The sequence below is a fragment of the Paracnuella aquatica genome (genome assembly GCF_003332885.2).
In the GTDB taxonomy this organism is placed as follows: Bacteria; Bacteroidota; Bacteroidia; order Chitinophagales; family Chitinophagaceae; genus Flavisolibacter; species Flavisolibacter aquaticus.
The window spans coordinates 59,221-81,939 of sequence record NZ_QOWJ01000018.1 but is presented as its reverse complement, the minus strand read 5'-3'; the positions used below and the strand labels follow the sequence as shown (position 1 = coordinate 81,939).

General features: G+C 49.9%; 26 protein-coding genes. 14 read left to right on the top strand and 12 right to left on the bottom strand.

The window, feature by feature from the left end; all coding sequences use genetic code 11:
* Window positions 1-136 precede the first annotated feature (136 nt).
* Window positions 137-2,080 (top strand): M1 family metallopeptidase, encoded by a 1,944-nt coding sequence (locus DRJ53_RS19375; protein ID WP_114237319.1) that lies wholly within the window; start codon window positions 137-139, stop codon window positions 2,078-2,080.
* A 134-nt stretch (window positions 2,081-2,214) separates the two neighbouring features.
* Here the strand turns inward: DRJ53_RS19375 and DRJ53_RS19370 are convergent, their stop codons facing one another.
* The gene (locus DRJ53_RS19370; protein ID WP_241558633.1) at window positions 2,215-3,342 is read right to left on the bottom strand and encodes a metallophosphoesterase; all 1,128 of its coding nucleotides are present in this window, start codon (window positions 3,340-3,342) and stop codon (window positions 2,215-2,217) included.
* A 242-nt stretch (window positions 3,343-3,584) separates the two neighbouring features.
* Here DRJ53_RS19370 and DRJ53_RS19365 point away from each other — a divergent pair, with 242 nt between their 5' ends.
* The gene (locus DRJ53_RS19365; protein ID WP_114237318.1) at window positions 3,585-4,055 is read left to right on the top strand and encodes a regulatory protein RecX; all 471 of its coding nucleotides are present in this window, start codon (window positions 3,585-3,587) and stop codon (window positions 4,053-4,055) included.
* Window positions 4,056-4,174: 119 nt separating this feature from the next.
* Window positions 4,175-5,116 carry a lipid A deacylase LpxR family protein gene (locus tag DRJ53_RS19360; RefSeq protein WP_114237317.1) on the top strand — a complete coding sequence of 314 codons (942 nt, stop codon included), beginning with the start codon at window positions 4,175-4,177 and terminating at the stop codon, window positions 5,114-5,116.
* 19 nt (window positions 5,117-5,135) lie between these two features.
* On the opposite strand, the gene DRJ53_RS19355 is transcribed toward DRJ53_RS19360, so the two are convergent.
* The gene (locus DRJ53_RS19355; RefSeq protein WP_114237316.1) at window positions 5,136-5,771 is read right to left on the bottom strand and encodes an HAD family hydrolase; all 636 of its coding nucleotides are present in this window, start codon (window positions 5,769-5,771) and stop codon (window positions 5,136-5,138) included.
* Window positions 5,772-5,891: 120 nt separating this feature from the next.
* Here DRJ53_RS19355 and DRJ53_RS19350 point away from each other — a divergent pair, with 120 nt between their 5' ends.
* Window positions 5,892-6,248: a four helix bundle protein gene (locus DRJ53_RS19350; RefSeq protein WP_114237360.1), complete on the top strand. Its 357-nt coding sequence runs from the start codon at window positions 5,892-5,894 to the stop codon at window positions 6,246-6,248.
* 67 nt (window positions 6,249-6,315) lie between these two features.
* On the opposite strand, the gene uvrB is transcribed toward DRJ53_RS19350, so the two are convergent.
* The 4 genes from uvrB to DRJ53_RS21430 form a co-directional block, all read right to left on the bottom strand.
* The gene (gene uvrB / locus DRJ53_RS19345) at window positions 6,316-8,343 is read right to left on the bottom strand and encodes an excinuclease ABC subunit UvrB (RefSeq protein ID WP_114237315.1); all 2,028 of its coding nucleotides are present in this window, start codon (window positions 8,341-8,343) and stop codon (window positions 6,316-6,318) included.
* A 155-nt stretch (window positions 8,344-8,498) separates the two neighbouring features.
* Window positions 8,499-8,954 (bottom strand): methylglyoxal synthase, encoded by a 456-nt coding sequence (locus DRJ53_RS19340; protein WP_114237314.1) that lies wholly within the window; start codon window positions 8,952-8,954, stop codon window positions 8,499-8,501.
* A gap of 319 nt (window positions 8,955-9,273) precedes the next feature.
* Window positions 9,274-10,275 (bottom strand): recombinase RecA, encoded by a 1,002-nt coding sequence (recA, locus tag DRJ53_RS19335; RefSeq protein WP_114237313.1) that lies wholly within the window; start codon window positions 10,273-10,275, stop codon window positions 9,274-9,276.
* 133 nt (window positions 10,276-10,408) lie between these two features.
* Window positions 10,409-10,648 carry a hypothetical protein gene (locus DRJ53_RS21430; protein ID WP_162303933.1) on the bottom strand — a complete coding sequence of 80 codons (240 nt, stop codon included), beginning with the start codon at window positions 10,646-10,648 and terminating at the stop codon, window positions 10,409-10,411.
* Between DRJ53_RS21430 and DRJ53_RS19330 the strand changes: the two genes are divergently transcribed.
* The 4 genes from DRJ53_RS19330 to DRJ53_RS19320 all read left to right on the top strand — a co-directional run bounded on the left by DRJ53_RS19330 (window position 10,647) and on the right by DRJ53_RS19320 (window position 13,001).
* Window positions 10,647-11,123, top strand: coding sequence for a DUF4920 domain-containing protein (locus DRJ53_RS19330; protein ID WP_162303932.1), 477 nt, complete (start codon window positions 10,647-10,649; stop codon window positions 11,121-11,123). The genes DRJ53_RS21430 and DRJ53_RS19330 overlap by 2 nt on opposite strands.
* 99 nt (window positions 11,124-11,222) lie before the next feature.
* Window positions 11,223-11,381, top strand: coding sequence for a hypothetical protein (locus DRJ53_RS21365; RefSeq protein ID WP_155523230.1), 159 nt, complete (start codon window positions 11,223-11,225; stop codon window positions 11,379-11,381).
* A 44-nt stretch (window positions 11,382-11,425) separates the two neighbouring features.
* A complete protein-coding gene (locus tag DRJ53_RS19325; RefSeq protein WP_114237311.1) occupies window positions 11,426-12,220 on the top strand; it encodes a DUF1206 domain-containing protein in 795 nt (264 codons plus the stop codon).
* A gap of 136 nt (window positions 12,221-12,356) precedes the next feature.
* Window positions 12,357-13,001 (top strand): outer membrane beta-barrel protein, encoded by a 645-nt coding sequence (locus DRJ53_RS19320; RefSeq protein ID WP_114237310.1) that lies wholly within the window; start codon window positions 12,357-12,359, stop codon window positions 12,999-13,001.
* A 257-nt stretch (window positions 13,002-13,258) separates the two neighbouring features.
* Here the strand turns inward: DRJ53_RS19320 and DRJ53_RS19315 are convergent, their stop codons facing one another.
* The gene (locus tag DRJ53_RS19315) at window positions 13,259-14,899 is read right to left on the bottom strand and encodes an ABC-F family ATP-binding cassette domain-containing protein (RefSeq protein WP_114237359.1); all 1,641 of its coding nucleotides are present in this window, start codon (window positions 14,897-14,899) and stop codon (window positions 13,259-13,261) included.
* A 316-nt stretch (window positions 14,900-15,215) separates the two neighbouring features.
* Between DRJ53_RS19315 and DRJ53_RS19310 the strand changes: the two genes are divergently transcribed.
* Window positions 15,216-15,422, top strand: coding sequence for a hypothetical protein (locus tag DRJ53_RS19310; RefSeq protein WP_114237309.1), 207 nt, complete (start codon window positions 15,216-15,218; stop codon window positions 15,420-15,422).
* Between the two features lie 179 nt (window positions 15,423-15,601).
* Here DRJ53_RS19310 and DRJ53_RS19305 read toward each other — a convergent pair whose 3' ends face one another.
* The gene (locus DRJ53_RS19305) at window positions 15,602-16,309 is read right to left on the bottom strand and encodes a phosphatase PAP2 family protein (protein ID WP_114237308.1); all 708 of its coding nucleotides are present in this window, start codon (window positions 16,307-16,309) and stop codon (window positions 15,602-15,604) included.
* 233 nt (window positions 16,310-16,542) lie between these two features.
* Window positions 16,543-17,277 carry a DNA-formamidopyrimidine glycosylase family protein gene (locus DRJ53_RS19300; RefSeq protein ID WP_114237307.1) on the bottom strand — a complete coding sequence of 245 codons (735 nt, stop codon included), beginning with the start codon at window positions 17,275-17,277 and terminating at the stop codon, window positions 16,543-16,545.
* A gap of 432 nt (window positions 17,278-17,709) precedes the next feature.
* Here DRJ53_RS19300 and DRJ53_RS19295 point away from each other — a divergent pair, with 432 nt between their 5' ends.
* Window positions 17,710-17,967, top strand: coding sequence for a KTSC domain-containing protein (locus tag DRJ53_RS19295; RefSeq protein WP_114237306.1), 258 nt, complete (start codon window positions 17,710-17,712; stop codon window positions 17,965-17,967).
* Window positions 17,968-18,084: 117 nt separating this feature from the next.
* Window positions 18,085-18,453: a response regulator gene (locus DRJ53_RS19290; protein WP_114237358.1), complete on the top strand. Its 369-nt coding sequence runs from the start codon at window positions 18,085-18,087 to the stop codon at window positions 18,451-18,453.
* Window positions 18,454-18,545: 92 nt separating this feature from the next.
* On the opposite strand, the gene DRJ53_RS19285 is transcribed toward DRJ53_RS19290, so the two are convergent.
* The 3 genes from DRJ53_RS19285 to DRJ53_RS19280 all read right to left on the bottom strand — a co-directional run bounded on the left by DRJ53_RS19285 (window position 18,546) and on the right by DRJ53_RS19280 (window position 21,019).
* A complete protein-coding gene (locus tag DRJ53_RS19285) occupies window positions 18,546-19,424 on the bottom strand; it encodes an SDR family NAD(P)-dependent oxidoreductase (protein WP_114237305.1) in 879 nt (292 codons plus the stop codon).
* A gap of 442 nt (window positions 19,425-19,866) precedes the next feature.
* Window positions 19,867-20,025, bottom strand: a complete 159-nt coding sequence (locus tag DRJ53_RS21360; RefSeq protein WP_155523229.1) for a hypothetical protein — start codon at window positions 20,023-20,025, stop codon at window positions 19,867-19,869.
* A 61-nt stretch (window positions 20,026-20,086) separates the two neighbouring features.
* Complete coding sequence (locus DRJ53_RS19280) at window positions 20,087-21,019, bottom strand: YihY/virulence factor BrkB family protein (protein ID WP_114237304.1); 933 nt, start codon at window positions 21,017-21,019, stop codon at window positions 20,087-20,089.
* A gap of 136 nt (window positions 21,020-21,155) precedes the next feature.
* Between DRJ53_RS19280 and DRJ53_RS19275 the strand changes: the two genes are divergently transcribed.
* The 3 genes from DRJ53_RS19275 (at window position 21,156) to DRJ53_RS19265 (ending at window position 22,658) form a co-directional block, all read left to right on the top strand.
* Window positions 21,156-21,458, top strand: a complete 303-nt coding sequence (locus DRJ53_RS19275) for a hypothetical protein (RefSeq protein ID WP_114237303.1) — start codon at window positions 21,156-21,158, stop codon at window positions 21,456-21,458.
* Window positions 21,459-21,644: 186 nt separating this feature from the next.
* Window positions 21,645-21,860, top strand: a complete 216-nt coding sequence (locus DRJ53_RS19270) for a hypothetical protein (RefSeq protein ID WP_114237302.1) — start codon at window positions 21,645-21,647, stop codon at window positions 21,858-21,860.
* A gap of 264 nt (window positions 21,861-22,124) precedes the next feature.
* The gene (locus DRJ53_RS19265) at window positions 22,125-22,658 is read left to right on the top strand and encodes a hypothetical protein (RefSeq protein WP_123893707.1); all 534 of its coding nucleotides are present in this window, start codon (window positions 22,125-22,127) and stop codon (window positions 22,656-22,658) included.
* Window positions 22,659-22,719: the final 61 nt, after the last annotated feature.

Here is a 22,719-nt window from a genome sequence, read left to right as displayed (position 1 = left end):
AAGCAGCACAAAGAAAATCCTTTGTGAACCTTAGTGCCCTTCGTGTCTCCGTGGTTCAATCGTACTCGGGCTCAACCTTTGCATTCCATTTGCACCGGTTTTCGTTCCTTTACCCAATACGTTTACTACTCCACACATGAAGCAATTTTTTCTCTGGGCGTTTGCCGCCGTTATAGGCATCAACGCCGGTGCACAGCAGGCTTATGACCACCGCGAAGCATTTAGCCCTATTTTTTACCCCAATACCGGCAACCAGTACCGCAGCGCAAGTGGCCAGCCCGGCCCGGCGTACTGGCAAAATGTGGCCGACTACAACATTGCCGTAACCCTCAATACCGAGCAGCACAAAGTATCCGGCGAGGTAACGCTTACCTATACCAACAACAGCCCCGACGAACTGCGCTTTTTGTGGCTGCAACTGGATCAGAATATTTATAAAAAGGACTCCCGTGCATCGGCTACCACCACGCAGCAGGGCGGCCGCTGGGCCAATGCCAATTACACCGACGGTCAGGTGATCAAATCCATCACGGCCGAAGTAGAAGGCAAAAAGTTTACGCCCAAATACAACATCACCGACACCCGCATGCAGGTGTGGCTGGATGAAGTGTTGAAAGGCAGTGGCAAAAAGGCAAAGCTGGTAATTGGCTACGAGTTTGTAGTGCCGCAATATGGCACCGACCGCATGGGCCGGCTCGATACCAAGAACGGCACCGTGTACGAAGTGGCGCAATGGTTTCCCCGCATGTGTGTATACGACGACATCCAGGGCTGGAACACGCTGCCGTACATAGGTGCTGGCGAGTTTTTCCTAGAATACGGCACTATTGAATACAGCGTAACCGCACCCTCCGAACTGATTGTAGTAGGCTCCGGCGAATTGATCAATGAAAAAGAAGCGCTGACGCCGGTACAGCTAAACCGCTTGCAGGAAGCCCGCAACAGCGATAAAACCGTAATGCTCCGCACCGAGCGGGAAGTAACCGACCGCTCATCGCGGCCGGCTGGCGGCAACACTACCTGGCGCTTCCGCGTCGAAAATACACGCGATGCTGCATGGGCTGCGTCCAAAGCGTTTGTGTGGGATGCTGCACGCATCAATTTGCCATCGGGTAAAAAAGCCCTGGCCATGAGTGCTTACCCTGCGGAAAGTATTCGGCGCAATGGCTGGCAGCGCAGCACCGAGTTTGTAAAAGCATCCATTGAACATTACTCCAAAATGTGGTACGAGTATCCGTATGGTGTAGCCGTAAATGTGGCGGGCATTGTGGGTGGCATGGAATACCCGGGCATCGTGTTTTGCTCGTATGAAAGCAGCGGCGCCGACCTGTGGGGCGTTACCGACCACGAGTTTGGACACATTTGGTTCCCCATGATTGTGGGCACCAACGAACGTAAATATGCCTGGATGGATGAAGGTTTCAACACGTTCATCAACGGGCTTTCTACAAAGGCATTCAACAAAGGTGAGTTTGCCGGCTTTTCTTATTTCCGCGGTGAGTTGAACAAATATCTTTTTAGCAAAAACCTGGATCCGCTGTTTACTACCCCCGATGTGGCGCAGCAGGAGGCCATTGGCATGGTGGCGTACGAAAAACCTGCGGTGATGCTCAGTACGCTGCGCAATGCGGTGCTGGGCCCCGAACGTTTTGATGCCGCTTTCCGCGAATACATCCGGCGCTGGGCCTACAAGCATCCTACGCCGTTTGATTTTTTCCGCACTATGGAAAACGTCGCCGGTGAAGAGTTGGGCTGGTTTTGGCGCAGCTGGGTGTTTACCAATGCATCGCTGGACATTGCTTTGAAAACAGTAGCCTACGAAGAAGGCAAACCGGAGAACGGCGCCAATATTACTTTGGAAAATGTGGGCCAGATGGTGATGCCGGTAACGGTTTTGGTAAAAGAAAGCAACGGCAAAGAACAACGCATCAACCTGCCGGTGGAAGTATGGCAACGCGGCGGCACGCATACCTTTGGCGTGCACACCACCAGCCGCCTCCGCGAAGTAGTTGTTGACCCCGATAAATTGCTGCCCGACATGGACCGCAAGAACAATAAGCTGGATGGAAAGGCATTTTGATGAGAAGACAATAGACAATAGATTTTAGACGATAGACATTAGATAGTAGATATAAGACAGTACAATCAAAATCTGTCATCTACCATCTAATGTCTATTGTCTTTTATCTGTTCTCTTTTATCTGTTGTCTCCCCTCACGTCCAATTGCTTTCTTCCGGCGTGGTTACTGCCAGCAGCAGGTCGGCCAGCGGCGTTTCTTCCAGCACCTGTCGGTGTGCGGTGCCGTCCACTTTTTTCCATTTCACCAGGCGCAGGCTGCTGTCGGCAATTTCAATCCCGGTAATGTCGCCATCCGAAAAGCAGCAGCAACCCGTGTTGAAATAACAGGGCTGCAGCGAAAGGTATTGATCCGATACCGTTTTATACTCTTGTTTGCGCAGCTGTATTTCCTGCTCCAGTTCGGTGCACAGTGGCGCATCTGCTGCCTGCCTGGCAAGCAGCAATCTGCGGTACAGCCGCTCCAGGTGCGTTAAGGATTCAAACACCGGCTGGTGCGTGTGGCCGGTAATGAGCAGCAACCCGTTTTGCGCAGCGCTCCATTCCTGCATCAGGCGGTTGTGGGTTGTTTTCAGGCCGTTGTCATAGGCCGGTGTGTTGGGGTTTATTTGCACAAAAGCCTGCAGCGGCGCCCATATCCGCGATACAAAAAACTTCGAGAACCAGTTGCCATCACTGACTTCATCGCCCTGGTGGCCATGCGTACAAAACAAGTGTATTTGATGCCCGCCAACATTTGTTTGCAGCACCACACCTTCGTAAATGGGCACATTTGTGCCGTACACTTCTTTTAAAAAAATAGGGGCAAAAGGATCTTCTTGCCATTGCAGGTCGTGGTTGCCAAACACCTTCGTAAAAAGGCCCGCATCAATGAATTTTTTTTCCTGCTCAAACGATGGCTTGTGCGCTTTTTTTACCGCCATCCAGGTATTTTCCCAAAGCTCTTCGCAATCGCCCAGGCCAATGAAGTGATAGCCTTCATCGTGGTAATGTTGCAAGGCCTGCAGGTACACCGTTTCACTCATCACAAAATCATCGGCACCGTTGCGACCGCCTTTGTGCTGGTCGGAAAAAATGATGAATTTGCCCGAAGCCGCATCAAACGGGATCAGCGGGCCTTTGGCCTTTTCGCCATCGGTAATGGCTGCATACAACTTCGACAGCGACTCGAAAATGCGCAGCCGGTTGGGCCGCGATGCATAGCGGTTGGTGGCCCACACAATGGGGCCGCGCAGCGTTCGTTGAAGCCAGTTCAGTGTTGCCAATGGTTGGTGTCTGTTTGCGGCGCAGCCAAATGATGTTGCCGTTTGCAACTGCATGGCTGGCATTAGTTTTTCTTGTTGTACTACATGCATACATGCACCCAACAAGGTCCAATAAGGCGTAAAAGTTAGGTTTAATTGTGCAGGTAAACAGGGCTGTTGTTGCACGGCATCATTAAACTAAACGCTGCGCCTATCTTTACGGCACTTCAATTTTATACCACCTGCCGTTGCAAACAAGCGCCATGCAAAAGAAATACCTTACCAAAGAACAGGCCCTGCAAAAGCTCAAACAATATTGTGCTTACCAGGAGCGCAGCCACAGCGAGGTGGTGCAAAAACTTTGGGACCTGGGCGTGGCCAAAAAGGAACACGATGAAATTGTGGTGGCGCTTATCGAAGGCGATTACCTCAACGAAGAACGTTTTGCGCAGCAATTTGCCGGGGGTAAATTCAGGATGAAAAGCTGGGGGCGCAAGAAAATTTTATACGGGTTAAAAGAAAAAGGCGTCAGCGAATACAACATCAAAAAAGCACTGAAAGCCATCGAAGAACGGGATTACTTAAAGACGCTGTACACCCTCGCCGAAAAAAAATACGAAAGCCTGAAGGGCGAACAATACCTGGTGCGTAAAAAAAAGACGAGCGACTTCCTCATGCAGCGCGGTTTTGAACCGCACCTGATCAACCAGGCCTTAAAGGATTTGACTGAATAAAAAACGGCGCTGCAAATGGCCGAAATTGAGACTGGTCGTTTGTTTTTTGCCACCCATCGAACAGCATTTGCAAGCTGAGCAATAAAAAGTAACTTGGCGCTTCCGAACCCCCCGCCAAAATGCGCCGCTGCCAACTGCTGCTATTTTTTTGCTTCAATACAATTTGCTTTTCTGCCGTACAGGCACAAAAGCGCATGAGCCACCAGGTTACCCTCGTTAGCGAAAACGATAATTACGCATTTACTTTCCGCGACCGCTATTATTCCAACGGAACTATGCTGCGCTATGTGCATGCATTGCCGCCGGGGGCGAATGGCCAACCGCGGCTCTTTACCGCCGAACTGGGCCACCAGATTTTTACACCTTACCGCTTTAATACCGGCGACGCCGAAGACATGGACCGCCCGTTTACCGGCTACCTGTACCTGAAAGCGTTGCGCAGCCGCTTTTATGCAAGTGGTAGCCTGCTGCAATGGGGCGCACAAATAGGCGTAGTGGGTGAAAAGGCTTTTGGAAAAGAAGTGCAGCGCTGGCACCACCACAACTTCCGGCTCCGGGTGCCGTTTGGCTGGGAAAATCAATTGAAAACAGCTGTCGGCATCAATGCCGAAGCCCGTTATGTGCATCCCCTGTTGCAAGTGGGCAATCCATCATTTGGAATGCAGTTGCATGGCAGCGTGCAGGGCCAGTTCGGCAACCTGTTTGTGCAGGGCGGCACGGGTGCATTGCTGCGCATTGGCCGGGTCAATAGAACTTTGGGTTCGGCGGCGTTTGATGCCCGCATGCTGGATGCGGGTAAAAGATGTGAGTGGTACGTTTATTACGAACCGCAGTTGATTGCGCAAGCCCACAATGCTACGCTGCAGGGCGGTTGGATGCAACATGCCGATAACCGGTTTGCCACCTCGCCACGGCCGCTGCTGGCCAGGCACCAGGCAGGAATTGTTGTGGCGCCGCGCCGCTTTTCCATCCAGGTAGCCATGACGCATAAGGGCCGTGAGGCCACCACCATGCACCTGCCCGAAAACTGGGGCACGGCGGCGCTGTCTTTTCGCTGGTAAATGGGACGCAAGAAATAAATTAGCTGGCGGATATCAAATCGGGCAGCTGCGCCATGCTTTGAAATACCACCACGCCTTCGGGCACTTCGTAAACATGATCGGGGTGGGGTTGATAACAAAGCACTTTCATGCCGGCAGCCACGCCAGCCCGCACACCAAAAATAGTGTCTTCAATCACCAGGCAATTCGTTGCACCGTAGCCCATTTTTTCGGCCGCTTTTAAAAAAACATCCGGCTCGGGTTTGCCTTTTGCCACCTCGTAAGACGAAGTGATTTGCACAAAATATTTGCGCAGGCCCGTTACTTCCAACGATAGCGCAATGCGCTGGGGCTCGGAGCCCGAAGCCACTACTTTGGGATGCGGCAACTGCGGCAGCACTTCGGGAATGTGGGCAATGGGTTGCAACTCGTTGCGCAGCACCACTTCAATTTTTTGGGCGTAGTCTTCCAGCACACCTTCGGAGGGCAGCCGGCCAAAATGATCTTCCAGCGAATGCAGGCAGTCGCGCAGCGAACGGCCCAAAAAGTATTTATTGCTGAACTCCGGCGTCAGGGCAAATCCATCGGCCTGCAGGCATTTATTGAATTCCCGGTCGGAAAGCGGCTCGCTGTCCACCAGCACGCCGTCGAGGTCGAATATGAGCAAGGGCAACATGTAGAGATTTACGATTTACGATTTTGGATTGACGATTGTATTCTGGCGCAAGTGTACTTATCTTTTGCGACAATGCTTTTTTGCGGAATTTAAACAGCCTTGAAACCTAAAGCAACCAGAATGACTAGCGATGAGTTAAAGATTCGGTTCAAAAAATGGGCGGTACAAGTCTGCCTGTTTACCAGAACATTTCCTAAGGAAGATGAATTGCGCATTATAAAAGGACAGCTTGTACGGTGTGCCACATCAGTTGCAGCAAACTATCGGGCTGCTTGTCGCGGAAAGTCCACGCCAGATTTTATCAACAAACTTAAAATAGTAGAAGAAGAATTGGATGAAAGCATGTTTTGGTTTGAATTTATTGCCGCACTGGAACCTCGTTTCCGCGATGCCGTTGCGCCCCATTTCAAAGAAGCAAACGAGCTGCTTTCAATTATAGTAGCTTCTATTAAAACATCAAGAAACAAATTGAATTGATTTTGGATTTACGATTTACGAACGACGATTGCTCTCCAATCGTAAATCCAAAATCGTAAATCGTAAATCATTTCATCGCTTCTAGCTTTTTTTGCAATCCAAACATCTCGTCGCGCAGTCTTGCAGCTTCCATAAAGTCCAAGTCACGGGCTGCTTTTTCCATTTCTTTTTTGGTTTTGGAGATGGCTTTTTCTACCTGCGGAATGGTGGTGTATTCATCGCCGTCTTCCGCCGCTTTGGTTACAATTTCTTCCAGTGCATACGGCGAATCAGGGTCGTAACCTTTGATGTCGAGCACTGAGGTTTGCGCCATGATCTGCTCTTTTGATTTTTTAACCGTTGTGGGCGTGATGCCATGCTCAATGTTATAAGCCATTTGCTTTTCACGGCGGCGGCCCGTTTCATCAATGGTGCGCTGCATGCTTTCGGTGATCTTATCGGCATAAAAAATCACCAGCCCTTCTGAGTTACGGGCAGCGCGGCCGGCAGTTTGCGTCAGCGATCGTTCGTTGCGCAAAAAGCCTTCTTTATCGGCGTCCAAAATGGCCACCAAGGACACTTCTGGTAAATCCAGCCCTTCCCGCAGCAGGTTCACACCCACCAGCACATCAATTTTTCCCAGGCGCAGGTCGCGCAGAATTTCAATGCGCTCCAGCGTGTCTACATCCGAGTGGATGTATTTCGATTTAATGTCAATGCGTTTGAGGTATTTATCCATTTCCTCTGCCATGCGCTTGGTCAGCGTCGTTACCAGCACCCGGTCGCCTTTTTTTACCCGCTTGTCAATTTCGTCCAGTAGGTCGTCAATCTGGTTCACGCTGGGGCGCACTTCAATGGGCGGTTCCAGCAGGCCGGTAGGCCGCACCACCTGCTCCACCACCACGCCGCCGGTTTGCTCCAGTTCGTAGTCGCCGGGGGTGGCACTTACATAAATTACCTGGTTCATCAGGCCTTCAAATTCATGGAAGTTCAGCGGCCGGTTGTCCAGTGCCGAGGGCAGGCGGAAGCCATAATCCACCAGCGTTATTTTACGGCTGCGGTCGCCGCCATACATGCCGCTCACCTGCGGAATGGTCTGGTGGCTTTCATCGATCATGCAGATATAATCTTTTGGAAAATAATCGAGCAGACAGAAGGGGCGGGTGCCGGGTTTGCGGCGGTCAAAAAAGCGGCTGTAGTTTTCAATGCCGTTACAAAAGCCCAGTTCGCGAATCATTTCCAGGTCGTAATCCACCCGTTCTTTCAGGCGCTGCGCTTCAATAAATTTGCCCACGCTTTTAAAATACTCCACCTGCGCCGACATTTCATCCTGAATTTCATAGATCACCTGCTGCATCATGTCCTTTGGCGCCACGTACAGGTTGGCAGGGAAAATGGCCGCGTTATCCAGCCGGCCAATGCGTTTATTGGAGGCAATATCGATGCTTTCAATGGAGTCGATCTCATCACCGAAAAAAGTAACGCGGTAACCAAAGTCCATGTAAGGCAGGTTGATGTCCACCGTGTCGCCTTTTACCCGGAAAGTACCGCGGGTAAATTCAACGGAGGTGCGGGTGTACAGCGAATTGACCAGCGCATGCAAAAAGCCCTGACGGCTCAGCCGGTCGCCCTGCGCAATGCGGATGATGCCGCTTTCATAATCGGTGGGGTTACCCATGCCGTAAATGCAGCTCACCGATGCCACCACGATGATGTCGCGGCGGCCCGAAAGGAGCGAAGTGGTAGCCCGCAACCGCAGCTTGTCCAGTTCCTCGTTGATGTTGAGGTCTTTTTCAATGTAGGTATCGGTGGTGGGCAAATAAGCCTCGGGCTGGTAATAGTCGTAGTAGGATACAAAATACTCTACGGCATTGTCGGGAAAAAACTGTTTGAACTCGCCATAAAGCTGTGCCACCAGCGTTTTGTTGTGCGTCAGTACCAGGGTGGGTTTTTGCACATTTTTAATAACGTTGGCCATGGTAAATGTTTTACCCGAGCCCGTTACACCCAGCAGCACCTGGTGCGGGTCGCCATCAATGATACCTTCAGTAAGTTGTTGTATGGCAAAAGGCTGGTCGCCAGCCGGTTGATAAGGAGATTGCAATTGAAAGGGCATACCCGCAAATTTAAGCCACACAAGGCTTTCAGCGTGTTAAACATGCCTCTTTTTACCAGCGATTTTTGTTCAATTTCGCCGCTACATTGTATACATACAATGGGCGATGAACAATAAAAGTCCATCGCCCTTCGCCTATAGTCCATCGTACTTTTTTACACCAGTTTACGGGTAAGGTAGCCGGAGTAATCGGGGGTAATAATGGTGTATTCGGAATCCATCAACGGGGAGGTCAACAAGAAATCGGCACTGGTGCGGTTGCAGGCCATCAGGATGTTCCAGGCCACGGCCAGGCGGAGCAGCGCTTTTACGTCACTGTCGTGGGGCTGCGCTTCCATAGGGTCCCAAAAAAACACGATCAGGTCAATATGCCCCTCAGCTATGAGGGAGCCGATCTGCTGGTCGCCACCCAGCGGGCCGCTGTACAGCTTTTTTACAGGCAGATCCAGTTTCTCTTCCAGCAGTTTGCCGGTGGTGCCGGTGGCCAGCAGTTCGTGGGTAGCCAGCATGTCGCGGTTTTGTACTGCCCAGTCTATTAGTTCCTTTTTTTTGTGATCGTGGGCCACCAAAGCAATGCGTTTGCGGAGGCCAATTTTGCGTATATCTGCCATGCTGGAAATTTTGGGTGAAATTAATTATTCCGGGCTACTGGCCGGCAAAGGGCCCAAATGATATCGATCAGGGCCAAAATACGGAAGTGCTTGTTTTGTAACTATACTGATGGGTAATGTTTTATATATATGGCAAAGTATTTGATATAAAAACAGCCGAGCCATAAAAAGACCTTAACCACGCAAAGACATTGTTGAAAAACCAGAGCGTGCCCATTTAAACAGATTTATCCATACTTGAAAAGCCCAACCGCTCCTAGTAACACCAAAAAAGGCCTGCATACGCAGGCCTTTTTTTTATGCCGAAAACTAATTTGTGTTACGCTGCTGCAGCTTCTTTCAGCTTTTCGCGGATCTTGGTTTCGATCTCGTTGGCTAGTTCGGTATTGTCTTTCAGCAGTTGTTTTACCGCTTCGCGGCCCTGGCCCAGCTTATCGGTGTTGTAGCTAAACCAGCTTCCGCTTTTGTTTACAATGCCCATCTCTACGCCAATGTCGAGGATCTCGCCAATTTTGGAAACGCCTTCGCCAAAGATGATGTCAAACTCGGCCACGCGGAACGGAGGCGCTACCTTGTTTTTCACCACTTTTACTTTTACGCGGTTACCCACGGCTTCTTCACCGTCTTTGATCTGCGTCATGCGGCGGATATCGAGGCGCACCGAAGCATAGAACTTCAGGGCGTTACCACCGGTGGTGGTTTCGGGGTTGCCAAACATTACCCCGATCTTTTCGCGCAGCTGGTTGATAAAGATGCAAATGGTGTTGGTTTTGGAAATGGTGGCCGTGAGCTTACGCAGGGCTTGCGACATCAGGCGGGCTTGTAAGCCCATCTTGGAGTCGCCCATTTCGCCTTCCAGTTCGCCTTTGGGCACCAGTGCGGCTACGGAGTCAATCACCACCACATCCAGCGCGCCGGACAAGATCAGGCGGTCGGCGATTTCCAGCGCCTGCTCGCCATAGTCGGGCTGCGATATCAGCAGGTTGTCGATGTCCACGCCCAGCTTTTGTGCATAGATGCTGTCAAAAGCATGCTCGGCATCGATGATGGCACACATGCCGCCTTTCTTTTGTGCTTCGGCAATAACGTGGGTGGCAATGGTGGTTTTACCCGAGCTTTCCGGACCGTAGATCTCGATCACACGGCCTTTGGGCAGCCCGCCAATACCAAGGGCGGCATCCAGGCCAATGGATCCTGTAGAGATCACTTCCTGCTGCTGTTCGCCACGTTCGTTCATCATCATTACGCTGCCCTTGCCAAAGTCTTTGTCGATCTTGTCAATGGTAAGTTTCAGCGCTTTTAATTTTTCGCTATTAGACATGTTGTTGTTTTGAAAAAATAAAGAAGGGGTCCTTAAAAATAGGCATTTTTTATCCCGTTGTGCCGGGATTTTTTTGCGTTGTAAAACTAATGATTTTAGCAAAGAAAAGGGCTTTTTCTTGCTTTTTTTCCGTTTAAAAATAGGTTAAAGACCGGCTGGTTTTTAGCGCCATGATCGGTGCAAAATAAGCACCGTTTTTTGAGGGCTGCAATACTGTAAATGGGTTGCTTTTCGTTGGGTAAAAAAATGCTTTGCCTGCCCAATGCCTATTAATGGCGGGTTGTGTGTTTAACACCACTGTAAATAACGCAACTGGATAAATGATTATCTTTCCGCCGCAAATTTTACCATTCAACAAACAATCTTCCATCATGAAAAAGCTGCTTTTTTCCCTGTTTGCACTTTCTGTAGTTGTAGCAGCCGGAGCGCAGGAAAGCGATATCAAGCCTGCAGCCAAAGGCGTAACCTACGGAACCCTGGCCAAAACAAAACAAGCCCCGATTACCATTGACCAGTTGGACCAAAAAATGACCAACGATGAATTCAATGGCCGCATTACGGGCAAGGTTACTGAAGTGTGCCAGGCCATGGGCTGTTGGTTTAAGGTGGAAAAAGCAGACGGCACTTCTGTAATGGTGAAAACAAAAGACCATTCATTCTTTTTGCCCCAAAACCTGGTGGGCAAAACCGTGATTGTGGACGGCACCGCTAAAGTGAAAGAAGTAACCGAAGCGCAGCGCAAACATTTTGCGGAAGACGGCGGCAAATCGAAAGAGGAGATTGAAAAAATAAAAGGTTCGGAAAAAGGCGTGCAGGTAGTGGCCGCCGGTGTACAGGTGGTAGATTAAACTACCGTTTCGAACAGATTAAATAGCTTTTAAAAAAAGGCCGGTGCATATGCACCGGCCTTTTTTGTTGGTGGCACAAATGTTTTAACGGGTACTGCCATGCGTTATCTTTTTATTTTATGGGTAATAGCAGCCGTTGGCTGCAATACCAGCAGCAGCGAAAAAGAACGGGAAACCGATTCGGCAAAAGTGGACGGCACCAGGCAATTGGATACGCTGCCGCCGGGCACCGACAGCCTGCCCGTTAGTGGAAAATAAGCCAGTACTTTTTACTTAAAAATGAGGATTAAAAATTCCTACCCATGCAAGTAGTGCAAGCAAAAAGAGGTGTTCAGAAATTAGCCCGTGCCGGTTATGCATCAAAAGGAATAGTATACATGCTGCTGGGCGTGCTGGCCTTTATGGCGGCTTTTGAGCTGGGCAGCGCCTCGGCCGATGCCAGCCGCGGCGGTGTGTTTAAAATGGTGCGTGATGCGCCGGCCGGCGGGACGCTGCTGCTCTTGTTGGCTGTTGGGTTGTTTGGCTATGTGGCCTGGCGCATGGTACAAGCCTTTGCACCGGCGTATGGCCATGAACATAAAAAAAGCAAACGAGCCCTTTATTTTTTGAGCGGACTGGGCTATGCAGGCGTGGCCGTGGCGGCACTCAATATGGCTTTGGGCAAAAGCAGCAGCGGTGGCGGCAACAGCCAGCAAACCCTTGCGGCTACGTTGCTCGATAAACCGGGAGGGCAATGGCTGGTGGGCATTGTTGCGCTTATTATGCTGGGCACCGGCATTTACCAATTATATTATGGGTGGACGGAGCAATACCGCAAGCATGTAAACGAAGGGCAGGTGCATACGCCGCATGCTTCGCTGCTGGTGCGGTCGGGGAAAGTGGGCTATATAGCCCGCGGCATTGTGTGGATCATATTGGCTTACCTGCTGCTGCGTGCAGCCATGCATGCCAATGCATCGGAGGCAGGTGATACCAGTGAGGCATTCCAGTTCCTGGAGGGTTCGCCAATGGGCTCTTATTTATTGGGTGCCGTGGGGCTGGGGTTTGTGGCTTATGGCATCTTTAATTTCTTGCGGGCCCGCTACGAACGGTTTTAAAAAATAAAACAGCCGTTTGCGCCATTACATTTCAACGCTCATGCGGCACCTTTCATGCAGCCCAATCTTCAACTCATCAACAATGCGGCCCGAGGTGTATTAATGTGCCGTTTCTTGCAGTACTAAAACTACTGCAATGAGAAAAGCAATTCTGGGATTGATCCTGGCTACCACCGCATTTGCCGCACAGGCACAAAAAGAAACCAAGCTGAACCCAAGCCGCAATCAACTGGGCATAAAAGCGGGCTATAACTGGTCGTATGTAACGGCCAGCGGATCGGGTATCAACACCAATAATAAAAGCGGGTTTATGGTCAGCGCATTTTATGCGCCGGCACCCAGCAGCGGCCGCGGCTTCCGCTCCGAAATCGTGTTTTCACGCCAGGGCTATAGCTTTGATAATGGCGGTAAGGCCACCGATGTACTCAACGATTATATTTACCTGCCACAACTTTCCACGTTCAACGTTGGCAAGTTTCTGCAATTGCAACTGGGCGGGCAGGTAGGCCTTTTGCTCAACAGCAAACTTTCCAACAACGTAAAAGACAGCTCCATCACCAACCTGCTCAATCGCATTGATTATGGTTTTGCCGGCGGCATAGAACTAAGGCCGGTAAAGGGTTTGTTGGTGGGCGGTCGTTACAATTTGGGCTTGGGAAAATTGTATAAAAAATGGGAGTCGGCTGCTACCAACCCCAACCCGTATCCTCTGCCGTTTAACCCAGAAACCACCAATTTTAAAAATGGGGTAGTGCAGTTTTTTGTGGGATATGCTTTTTGAGTTTTTAGGTTCTGTTTTGTCATCCTGAGCGCAGCGAAGGATCTGAACGTTGTAAATAAAACACCTGTTATTAAAAGCAGGCTTGTTCTTTTTACAAAAATTGCAATGGTGCAGGCTCAGATCCTTCGCTACGCTCAGGATGACAAAGGCAAAATACTTTGGCATTATAAAATGAAAACGCCGCTGAATATTTCAGCGGCGTTTTTACTATCGTTTTAAGTTTACTTTCCACTCGTAACTCCCAACTCACAACTCACTTAAACAAGTACCGCACCTTCGTACAGTTCTTCGCGCAGCTCTTTTACTCGAGCATCTTCCATGTATTCGTCAAAGGTCATCAGTCGGTCGATGATGCCTTTAGGCGTCAGCTCAATTACGCGGTTGGCCACGGTTTGAATGAACGTATGGTCATGCGAGGTAAGCAGCACAATACCGGGGAATATGGTACAGCCTTCGTTAAAGCTTTGGATGCTTTCGAGGTCGAGGTGGTTGGTAGGTTGGTCCAACACAATGAGGTTGGGGTTTTGCAGCATCATCCGGCTGATCATACAGCGTACTTTTTCTCCACCGCTCAGTACGTTGGTTTTCTTTTGAATATCATCGCCGCTAAACAACATTTTACCCAAAAAGCCCCGCAGAAACGGTTCGTCGGCATCGGTAACATGCGGCGGCACGTATTGGCGCAGCCATTCCATCAGGCTCAGGCCGGGGCCAAAAAACTCGGCGTTTTCGAGCGGCAGGTAAGCCTTGGTAATGGTGGTGCCCCACTCAAATTTGCCACCACTGGCTTCTTTTTCGCCATTAATTATTTCAAAAAACGTAGTTACAGCCAGTGGGTCGCGGCTCAGGAAGGCAATTTTATCGCCTTTATTTACGCTGAAATTTACTTTGCTAAAAAGCGTACGTCCTTCAACCGAGGCACTGAGGTGCTCCACGTTCAGGATCTGGTTGCCCACTTCGCGCTGCGGCTGAAAGATAATGCCCGGGTAGCGGCGGTTGGATGGCTCGATCTCTTCGATGGTGAGCTTTTCCAAAGCCTTTTTACGGGAAGTTGCCTGCTTTGATTTGGAGGCGTTGGCCGAGAAGCGTGCAATAAAGTCCAAAAGGGCCTGGCGCTTTTCTTCGGTCTTTTTATTCTTGTCGTTGATCTGGCGGGCCATCAACTGGCTCGATTCGTACCAGAACGTATAGTTGCCGGTAAATACCTTGATCTTGGCACGGTCCACGTCGGCCACATGCGTACACACGGCATCCAGAAAGTGACGGTCGTGGCTCACTACCAACACGATGTTTTCGTAATCGGCCAGGAAGTTTTCGAGCCAGGAAATGGTTTCAATGTCCAAGCCGTTGGTCGGTTCATCGAGCAGCAGGATGTCGGGGTTGCCAAAAAGCGCCTGCGCCAGCAATACCCGCACTTTCATGTTCGATGGAATATCCCGCATCAGCATCTGGTGCATTTCTTCGCGAATGCCCAAGCCGCTCAGGAAAGTAGCCGCATCGCTTTCGGCGGTGTAGCCGCCCATTTCGCCAAACTCGGCTTCCAGCTCACCGGCTTTCATGTAGTCGGCTTCGGTAGCGTCGGGGTCGGCATAAATGGCGTCTTTTTCGTGCATCACATCCCACATTTTTTTGTGGCCCATCAGCACGGTGTTCAGTACGGTTTGCTCGTCAAACTCAAACTGGTTTTGCTTTAAAAAAGACATGCGTTCACCCTTGGTGATCTCCACGCGGCCTTTGTTCGGCTCAATTTCGCCGGACAATATTTTTAAAAAAGTAGACTTGCCGGCGCCGTTGGCCCCGATCACGCCATAACAGTTGCCCTTGGTGAAGTTGATGTTCACTTCATCGAACAAAACCCTTTTACCAAAGGAAAGCGATACATTATTTACAGAAATCATGATGCTAAATATGTTTTTGCCCTTGCTGCGCCCCAAAAAGCGGGATTGCAAACGGCGGGCAAAGGTACCAATTTTCAGCTTGCTTACATGGGGCTTTTTCGTTAAGAATAGGCAAACAAAAAGCTTCGGGAACGGTTGGGAAAATTAGCTGGGAGCGGAAATGTGGTGCGGGGGTGGGTTTGTAAAAAGTTTTCTATAGCGACTAGAAGCCGGGAACCGAGCTGGATTTAAGATTGGGTTTGTTGATTACGGTTCAAAGGCCTGAAAGGGGTGGCAAAATAGTTGTACCAATGGCTGTTCATTAAAAACAAACAACATGAAAATAGCAGCGATCATTTTAAGCGCCGCCCTTTTGGTGGCCTGCAATGCCAGCAACAACAATCCCGGCGAAAGCGGTGCCGTAGACGACGGCATCAAACCCGTGGACCAGAACGGCGCCATGCAGGATACCGGCTACAACTACACCCCTGAAACCGACACTGCCAAAGGCGAAGACCGGGTTGATTTGCAACAAAGGAATTAGTGGGGGAGTTGGTAGTTGGCAGTTGGTAGTTGATAGTTGACAGTGAGGATTGTTTCACGGAAACATCAGAACTTCATTTTCAAGAAATACAAAAAGGCAATTAAACTTTGATTGCCTTTTTGTATTTCCTCTACCAACTATCAACTATCAACTGCCAACTATCAACTCCTAACTCTTCCTCACGCCTGCTCCACAATCGGCTGCAGTTTGCGGCGGCTATATCGTTCCATATTTTCCAGTATCCAAAGTGATAAAAAAAGCCACATCAAACCCATAGCAAAGCCGGCCAGCACATCGCTGGTGTAGTGCACTTTTAGGTAAATACGGCTAAAGCCAATGAGTATAATCAGGATCACCAAAAACGTGATCATGGCCCATTTGGCGGTTTTGTTTTTCCAGAGATGGTACACGGTGTAAATGAGCAGGCCATAAAAAGTAACGCTCATCAGCGCATGGCCGCTGGGAAAAGAAAGACCGCGGGCCGCCTCCAGCAAGGGCACTTCGGGCCTTGCCCGGTTGAATACGTTTTTGAGTAAAAACATCAACCCCAATGAGCTGAGCGCCACGGCCGGCACCCGGATAGAATACCACTTGCGTTTGCGCACCAGCAAAAACCAAAGGATCAAGGCTATGTTGGCGGGGATCAGGAACTCATGCTTGCCCAGGAAAGTAATGGCAGTCATGATCTTGTTATTGGTCTCGGTGTGGTAGGGCGTCAATGCTTCAAAGATGCTTTCGTCGAAATTGTTGTTTTGCAGAATAAACACCCGGCGCACCATGTATGCAAACAGCACCACCGCGCCAATCAGCAGGCCTGTTACCACCACCACTTCGGCGGATAACAGTGCCAGCGACGCCCAGAACTTTTTTACTCTTTTCCTTACCATGCTGGTGCATATGCAAATGCTGTGCGAAAGAAGTTGGAAGTCCGGGGTCGGAAGTCGGAAGAAGAGTTTTTTGAGGCAAGTTTAGAATTGAGAGTCGGGAGTTGAGAGTCGGGAGCCAGGAGAGATGGTTGTATATGTTGCTGAATTGGTTCGGTACTTTTCTATTTGCACTTCATTTACCCACAACCCGCATCGTCTTCCGACTTCCGTCTTCGGTCCTCCGACTTCCGACGCTACCCATACTTCACCTGGCAATTGGTACAAAAAAAGCTACGTCGCGGTGTGAGGCCGGTGTGTTGTTTGGTGATGGGACCGCCACAGCGGCTGCATGTTTTTTTGGTGTGGGCCAGCCAGTGCTGGCGCAGGGTGCCTTCACGTTTCCAGTCAAGGAATTGAAAACAGTAGTGCCGGGCTTCTGTAACCAGTGCTTTCAGTTTTGGATTTGGCATTGAGCCGATCTTGCTTTCCGGGTGTACGCCAATCCGATGGAGCACTTCGTTTTTAATGATGTTGCCCACGCCTGAAAATACCTGCTGGTCCAGCAACAGATCATCGGCCTGGCGATGGGGCATATCTTTCAGTTTCGCTATCGTTTTATTGGTGCTCCATGCATCGTTCATTACGTCGGTACTCCAGTCGTAAAGGACATCGAGGTTGGTGGTGTTGAGCAGCTTAACGGCGCAACTGTAATGATGCCATTGTCCGGTGGCAAAATACAGCGACAGTTTGGGTTCTTTTTCGGGGTGGCGGCTATCGATGTAATAGTTGCCAAACATGAGGTAATGAATACGGATTGTGTCCCTTTCCAGCAATAGCAGCAGGTGTTTGCCCCAGGTGGCCAGGCCGGTCAACTTTTGACCGGTAATAAAATCCATATCCAGTTTGCTGGTGCCTTCGGCGGCGTCAATTCTTTTACCCACAAACTTACTGGCTTCTTCTTTGAGCAACACTAGTGATGGTCCTTCCATGTGGTGCGGAGTTGCAAAAGGCGTGCAAGGGGGGGAGGAGGTGATAGTTGATAGTTGATAGTCTGGAGTTCAGAGTCGGTAGTTGATAGTAGGGATGTGTAATTGGCCTATGTGTTGTGTGGTTTAATGTGTAAAATAGTTTTTACCTTATTTGTTTCCTTGGCTGTGGGATAATTGGAACGGCCTATGATCAATTGGGGATTGCTTCGGCGCATTGAAGTGGCAGTTTTTGTAAACACGACGGCGCCTCGCAATGACGGGGCTTTGTTTGAAGGATTGGCTATAACTACAAACCTATAAATGCAAACCCAAATTCAAAATGTACACTTCCAACTCGGAACTCCCGACTGTCAACTGTCAACTACCAACTATCAACTATCAACTATCAACTCCCCACTCACTCCCTCCTTGGCCCAATTTTTTTAGCTCATCTTGGATAAAGAACGCATTGCCATGAGCCAGGCCCTGTTTACTGCAAAGTCGCAGACCATCCACCGGATGGAGTATTCGGAAAAAGATAAAACGCTGGAGATTGAATTCCGCACCGGCAATGTGTATCGGTACCAGAACGTGCCGCCAAGGCTGTGGAAGATTTTTCAACTCTACATCGAATGCGAAGGATCGGCAGGATCATTTTTCAACGAGTATATTAAAAACCAGTTTTCATCCGAAAAAATACGAGAGGCCTGACCAACCCTTGCAAACACCTAAATATGTAACTTTAACGCCGCCTCACCTATGCGGCACCCTGCCTGGCCTGCCAGGCTTTTTTAACCCAGTAGCACCCTTTTGCACAACGAAATTGGCATGGAAAGAATACTGATCATTGATGACGACCCGGATGTGCTGACCGTACTCCAGATGATCCTGAAAAAGCGCGGATACCAAACGGCTACCGCCGTACACGAACATGAAGTTTACCAACAGGTAGCCGCCGAAAAGCCCGACTTGATTTTGATGGATGTGCTGCTTTCGGGTGCCGATGGCCGGCATATTTGCCGCAAGCTAAAATCGTCGGAACATAAAGATATTCCGATCATCATGCTCTCAGGACATCCGGCTGCGCAAAAAGGCATGGAGGAGTACGGCGCGGATGATTTTTTAGCCAAACCGTTCCGGGAAAAAGACGTGCTAGATAAAATCGAAAAGTTTCTGGTGCCCAAGACGGAGTTGTAAGTTTTTGGACCACCAAGGCGGAAAGGCGCAAAGCAACACAAGGAAATTTCTCGGTGTTGCTTTGCGCCTTTTTTTGCAAGGGCACTGCGGTGCTAAATATCCTTTTGCTCACCGCGCAACATATCAGTAGCACCTTCTTTTTTGTGCTTCAGCAGTAACTCACCAGAAGGTTCTTTCTTCGCTGCTTTCTCTGCCTCTTTGCCCACCGCACCTTTGGCAATGGTGATGCCGCCGTCCACTTGGAACAGCGTACCGGTTATAAAAGATGCCTCGTCGGAAGCCAGGAACAGGTAAGCATTGGCAATTTCTTCCGGCGTACCGCGGCGGCCCAGCGGCGTGCCTTCCACAATCATGGTTTCGTGTTTCTTTTTCATCGGGCCGGTTTCCTTATGCGTCCATGCGGTATCAATGGCGCCGGGGCACACACAGTTGGCCCGCACGCCGTGCTTGGCCTGCTCCACCGCTACACCTCTGGTAAACGCATGTATAAATCCTTTGGTGCCGCCATACACTGCATTTTCGCCCAGGCCGATCATGCCCGCTTCGGAGCCGGCACAAATAATACAGCCCTTGGTTTTTTGCAATTCGGGGATGGCATATTTGGTCATTAAAAATGCGGTGCGCACATTATTTTTCATCAGGTATTCAAACGCCTTTGTCGGGTAGTTTTCAATCATTTCCATTACGGGGAAAACGCCGGCGTTGTTGATGAGGATATCGAGTTTGCCATAAGTTTCCACGGCAAATTGCACGCAGGCCATGGCATTGCCTTCTTCCGATACATCGCCCAAAAAGCCCACTGCATCCCAGCCGCCGCTGGTGATTTCATTTACCACATCCATTACCGGGTCTTCCGGGAAACCGTTCACCACCACTTTAGCGCCTTCCTTGGCAAATTTCTTTACAATGGCTTCGCCTATGCCGGTAGCGCCACCTGTTACGATGGCTACTTTACCCCTGAGTCGTGTCATAGCTAACTGTTTTAAAACGGGGATGCAGAAAGGATTGTGCCAGCCGGAATACTGGTTTAAAACAACAATGTTTTTGGGTGCAAAGCGGTTGGGGGAATGATCGAAAATCAGAACTTGTTGGATGAAATGGCTTGGGCAAAGTGCACCCCAATGCTAAATCGTTTTACAAATAAATGGCAAAGCAGCTTAAGCCCGATTTAACACAATTTGCGAACCATAGCCGAAGAGTGGAGCAAAATATTTATGTTCAGTAAAAAAGTATTTGCTCTTTGCCCGCTTAGTAAATATTTGTTCGGAAAATGCAAACTGGCAACAGCCATAAACCAGGTTTTGCCATAAAAAAAGCCGCCCCTGGGGACAGCCTTTTTAGTCATGTGGATCAACTCTTACAACTGGGCCTGCGGCCCTGCAGTTTGTTGTCCGTTATCGGTGAGGTATGCCGTTAGCTTCCGCGCTGCGAGCCGCCGGTCATGCCTTTTTTACCCACGTTTGCCTGGCCTTTGCTGTTGGGCCCCTGAATGAATTTTGATTGCTGGCCTGGCTTGGGCGCCGCATTTTTCTTGCCGTCGCCTTTTTTTCCTTTTGGTGTCAGTAATCCCATAGTATGTTGTATTTAGTACCCTATAAATGTACGCATTGTTGTGGTGCTGCACAGCATTTGGTCAATCCTCCTCGTCCAGCGGCGTTTCCACAAGGCGATAATGCATGGCATGAGCCAGCGGGGCAATGGGCGTTTTGCGGTGCTGGGCCCATACTTTGGTAAATGCCGCACCAAAATAAAGAATGAGGGCCGCGTAAAATACAAACAGCAGCAGGAGCACCACCGAGGCCGATGTGCCGTACAGCGTATTGAGGTTGCTGTACGATAGCAGCACCCGCAGAATAATGCGGCCTACGGCAAACAGGAGGCTGGTAACAAAACCGCCCACCAGTGCAATGGGCCAGCGGGGCCGGGCATCGGGCAGATAACGAAACATGATGCCGAACCACAGCGTAACAATAATGAGGGAAACGATTTTGCTGACCGCGGTATTGAAATAAAAAGAAGCTAGCGGTGAAAAATCAAAGATTGCCCTGCCAATAAACGACTGCAATGCCTCGGCCACCAGGCCAATAAGGAACAGCATCCCGGCAATTAAGATAACGACCACGGCATGGCCGCGGGTACGCAGTCGCTTGGCCAGTCCATGGCGCTTTTGCGGCCTTATTTTCCATATTTGGTTGATGGAGTTGGAAATAATGGTAAACAAGGTAGTGGCCACAAATACCAAAAAAACAGCGCCGCCAATGGTGATCCAGGTGTTTTGCGCCAGCTGCCTAAACGCCATCAGCACGCCAACCGTTTGCTCCACCGCTTCGGGGCCCACAATTTCGGAAAGGCTTTTGAACAACTCGGCCCGCACATAGCGCGGGTTGAGGATGCGTTTGAGCAACTGAATTAAAATCACGAGAATGGGCGGCAGCGCAAAAGTGGTAAAGAATGCCGTGGCGCCGGCCATGCGCAACGGGTCGTTGCGCTGCAGCACGCCAAAGGCGCTGCGCAGCAGGCGCACCAAAATGGAAAAATTAAAGCCGGCCGGGCGGTGTTGGGCCATAAGCAAAATAATACCTGATCGGTATGTAGAAAAAAAGGTGCCGCTATTGAATTTTCTATTGAGTTGGCCCTGCTAATGCCTTGACAGGCATGGTTTTTATACATTTATCCACACTAACCCCACATCCATACATTTAATGCCGCGGCTGGAACATACCGCCCTGCTGGCGCTTTTACTGAAAGCGTACAACCGCCCGGTAATGGACTATCATTATTTCCCCGACATTGTGCTTATTGGCAAAACAAGAATTGAGCGGGACGAGTTGCAAATGCTGTTATCGGAAGGGTACCTGCAACAAACCCACCGCGACAATTTTGGCCGTTTTTATGCACTGACCGAAAAGGCAAAATTGCTGTTGCACCAAAGCCTGAAAGCAGGCCGCAAAGGCCGGAGAAAAACGCCAGAACCGCCGGTTCAGGCTAATCTTTTATTTCGCTGAACATTTGCCTGCGCAATAGCAGGATTTAATTCGATGGCTTCGGCATTGTTTGGTAACATGGCGGCTTACGCCTTTTGCCCTTAACGGCTTTATGTGGTTTTACTTAGTAGCGCCAAATTCCCCTTTTGCTTTTTGCACAAAAGGGAAAAAATTAATTGTTTTACTCCATCCAATATAAACCCACCTATGGAGTTGATGATGTACCTCGGTAACGACTTTATCGAGTCGGTAAACCTGAACCGGGAATTTATTTCCAAGCCCGGTTACCTGGGCTCGTTTAAGCGCCACCTGAAAGTAAAGTACCAAATGCTGTTGCAGGAAACACCTGTGCCGCCAGAGTTTATTGTGGTCAACCCAATGCCTATTACGGCCAACAGTTTTGCTGCTCCTTCGCTTTCCTGATCGCTGTTATTTTTCCGCACTTTGAGAAAGGCGCATCCTAACCTTTGTAAATGCTTTTGGTACATGCGCCTTTGCTTTTTGCGGCACCTTTTTATTGCTGTAAAAAAGTTCTCCTCCATTCACTCGATCCTTCCACTCGTGTAGCATAAACGGCTGCTCATGCAGCCTTTTTTGCTGATCGGCAATCTTCGGCTTTTTGCGGCGCCGTTGCGGGGTTAATCTTGCAGCGCATCTTTTATTTTACCCCCAACCAAAACCAACATTATGAGAGCATTATTTCTGTGCTGCTTGTTTGCAGCTATTGCCCTGGCGTTTACCCACTGCACCAAAACCGATGAACAATTTGACAACATCGGCACGCCCCGCACCAACCCGGTGCCCGATGAACTGGTAGGGCGCTGGGCCATCGTTGGCATTTCGGGCAGTACCGTGTACAACATTCCCTCGGGCACTACGTACAACACCAACGAATATTTCCTGGGATACGAGATTAAGAAAGACGGAACGGTAAAAGAAGACGGCTACCTGGCCACTTACCAATACGGCGTTTCTGCATGGGCCAAATGGACTGGTTACGGATCGGTGGAAATTGATGGCAGCAACATTTCGTTTCACCGGGCCCGCGGTGCCTACACCACCAGCCGCAACAGTTCGTCCAAAGCTTTTGGCAGCGATGAAGTGTATCCCAACAAAACCTCTACTTACGCCGGGTTTGAAATAGGCACCGACAGCCGCGGCCAGCGGGCCCTGCTGCTCACCCACGCCGACGGCACCACGGTGGCCTATGTAAAACAGTAAATAAGATCAAAGCATTCCGGCGCTGTTCAATTGCGCTCCATCCATCCCGTACCGGCATTTA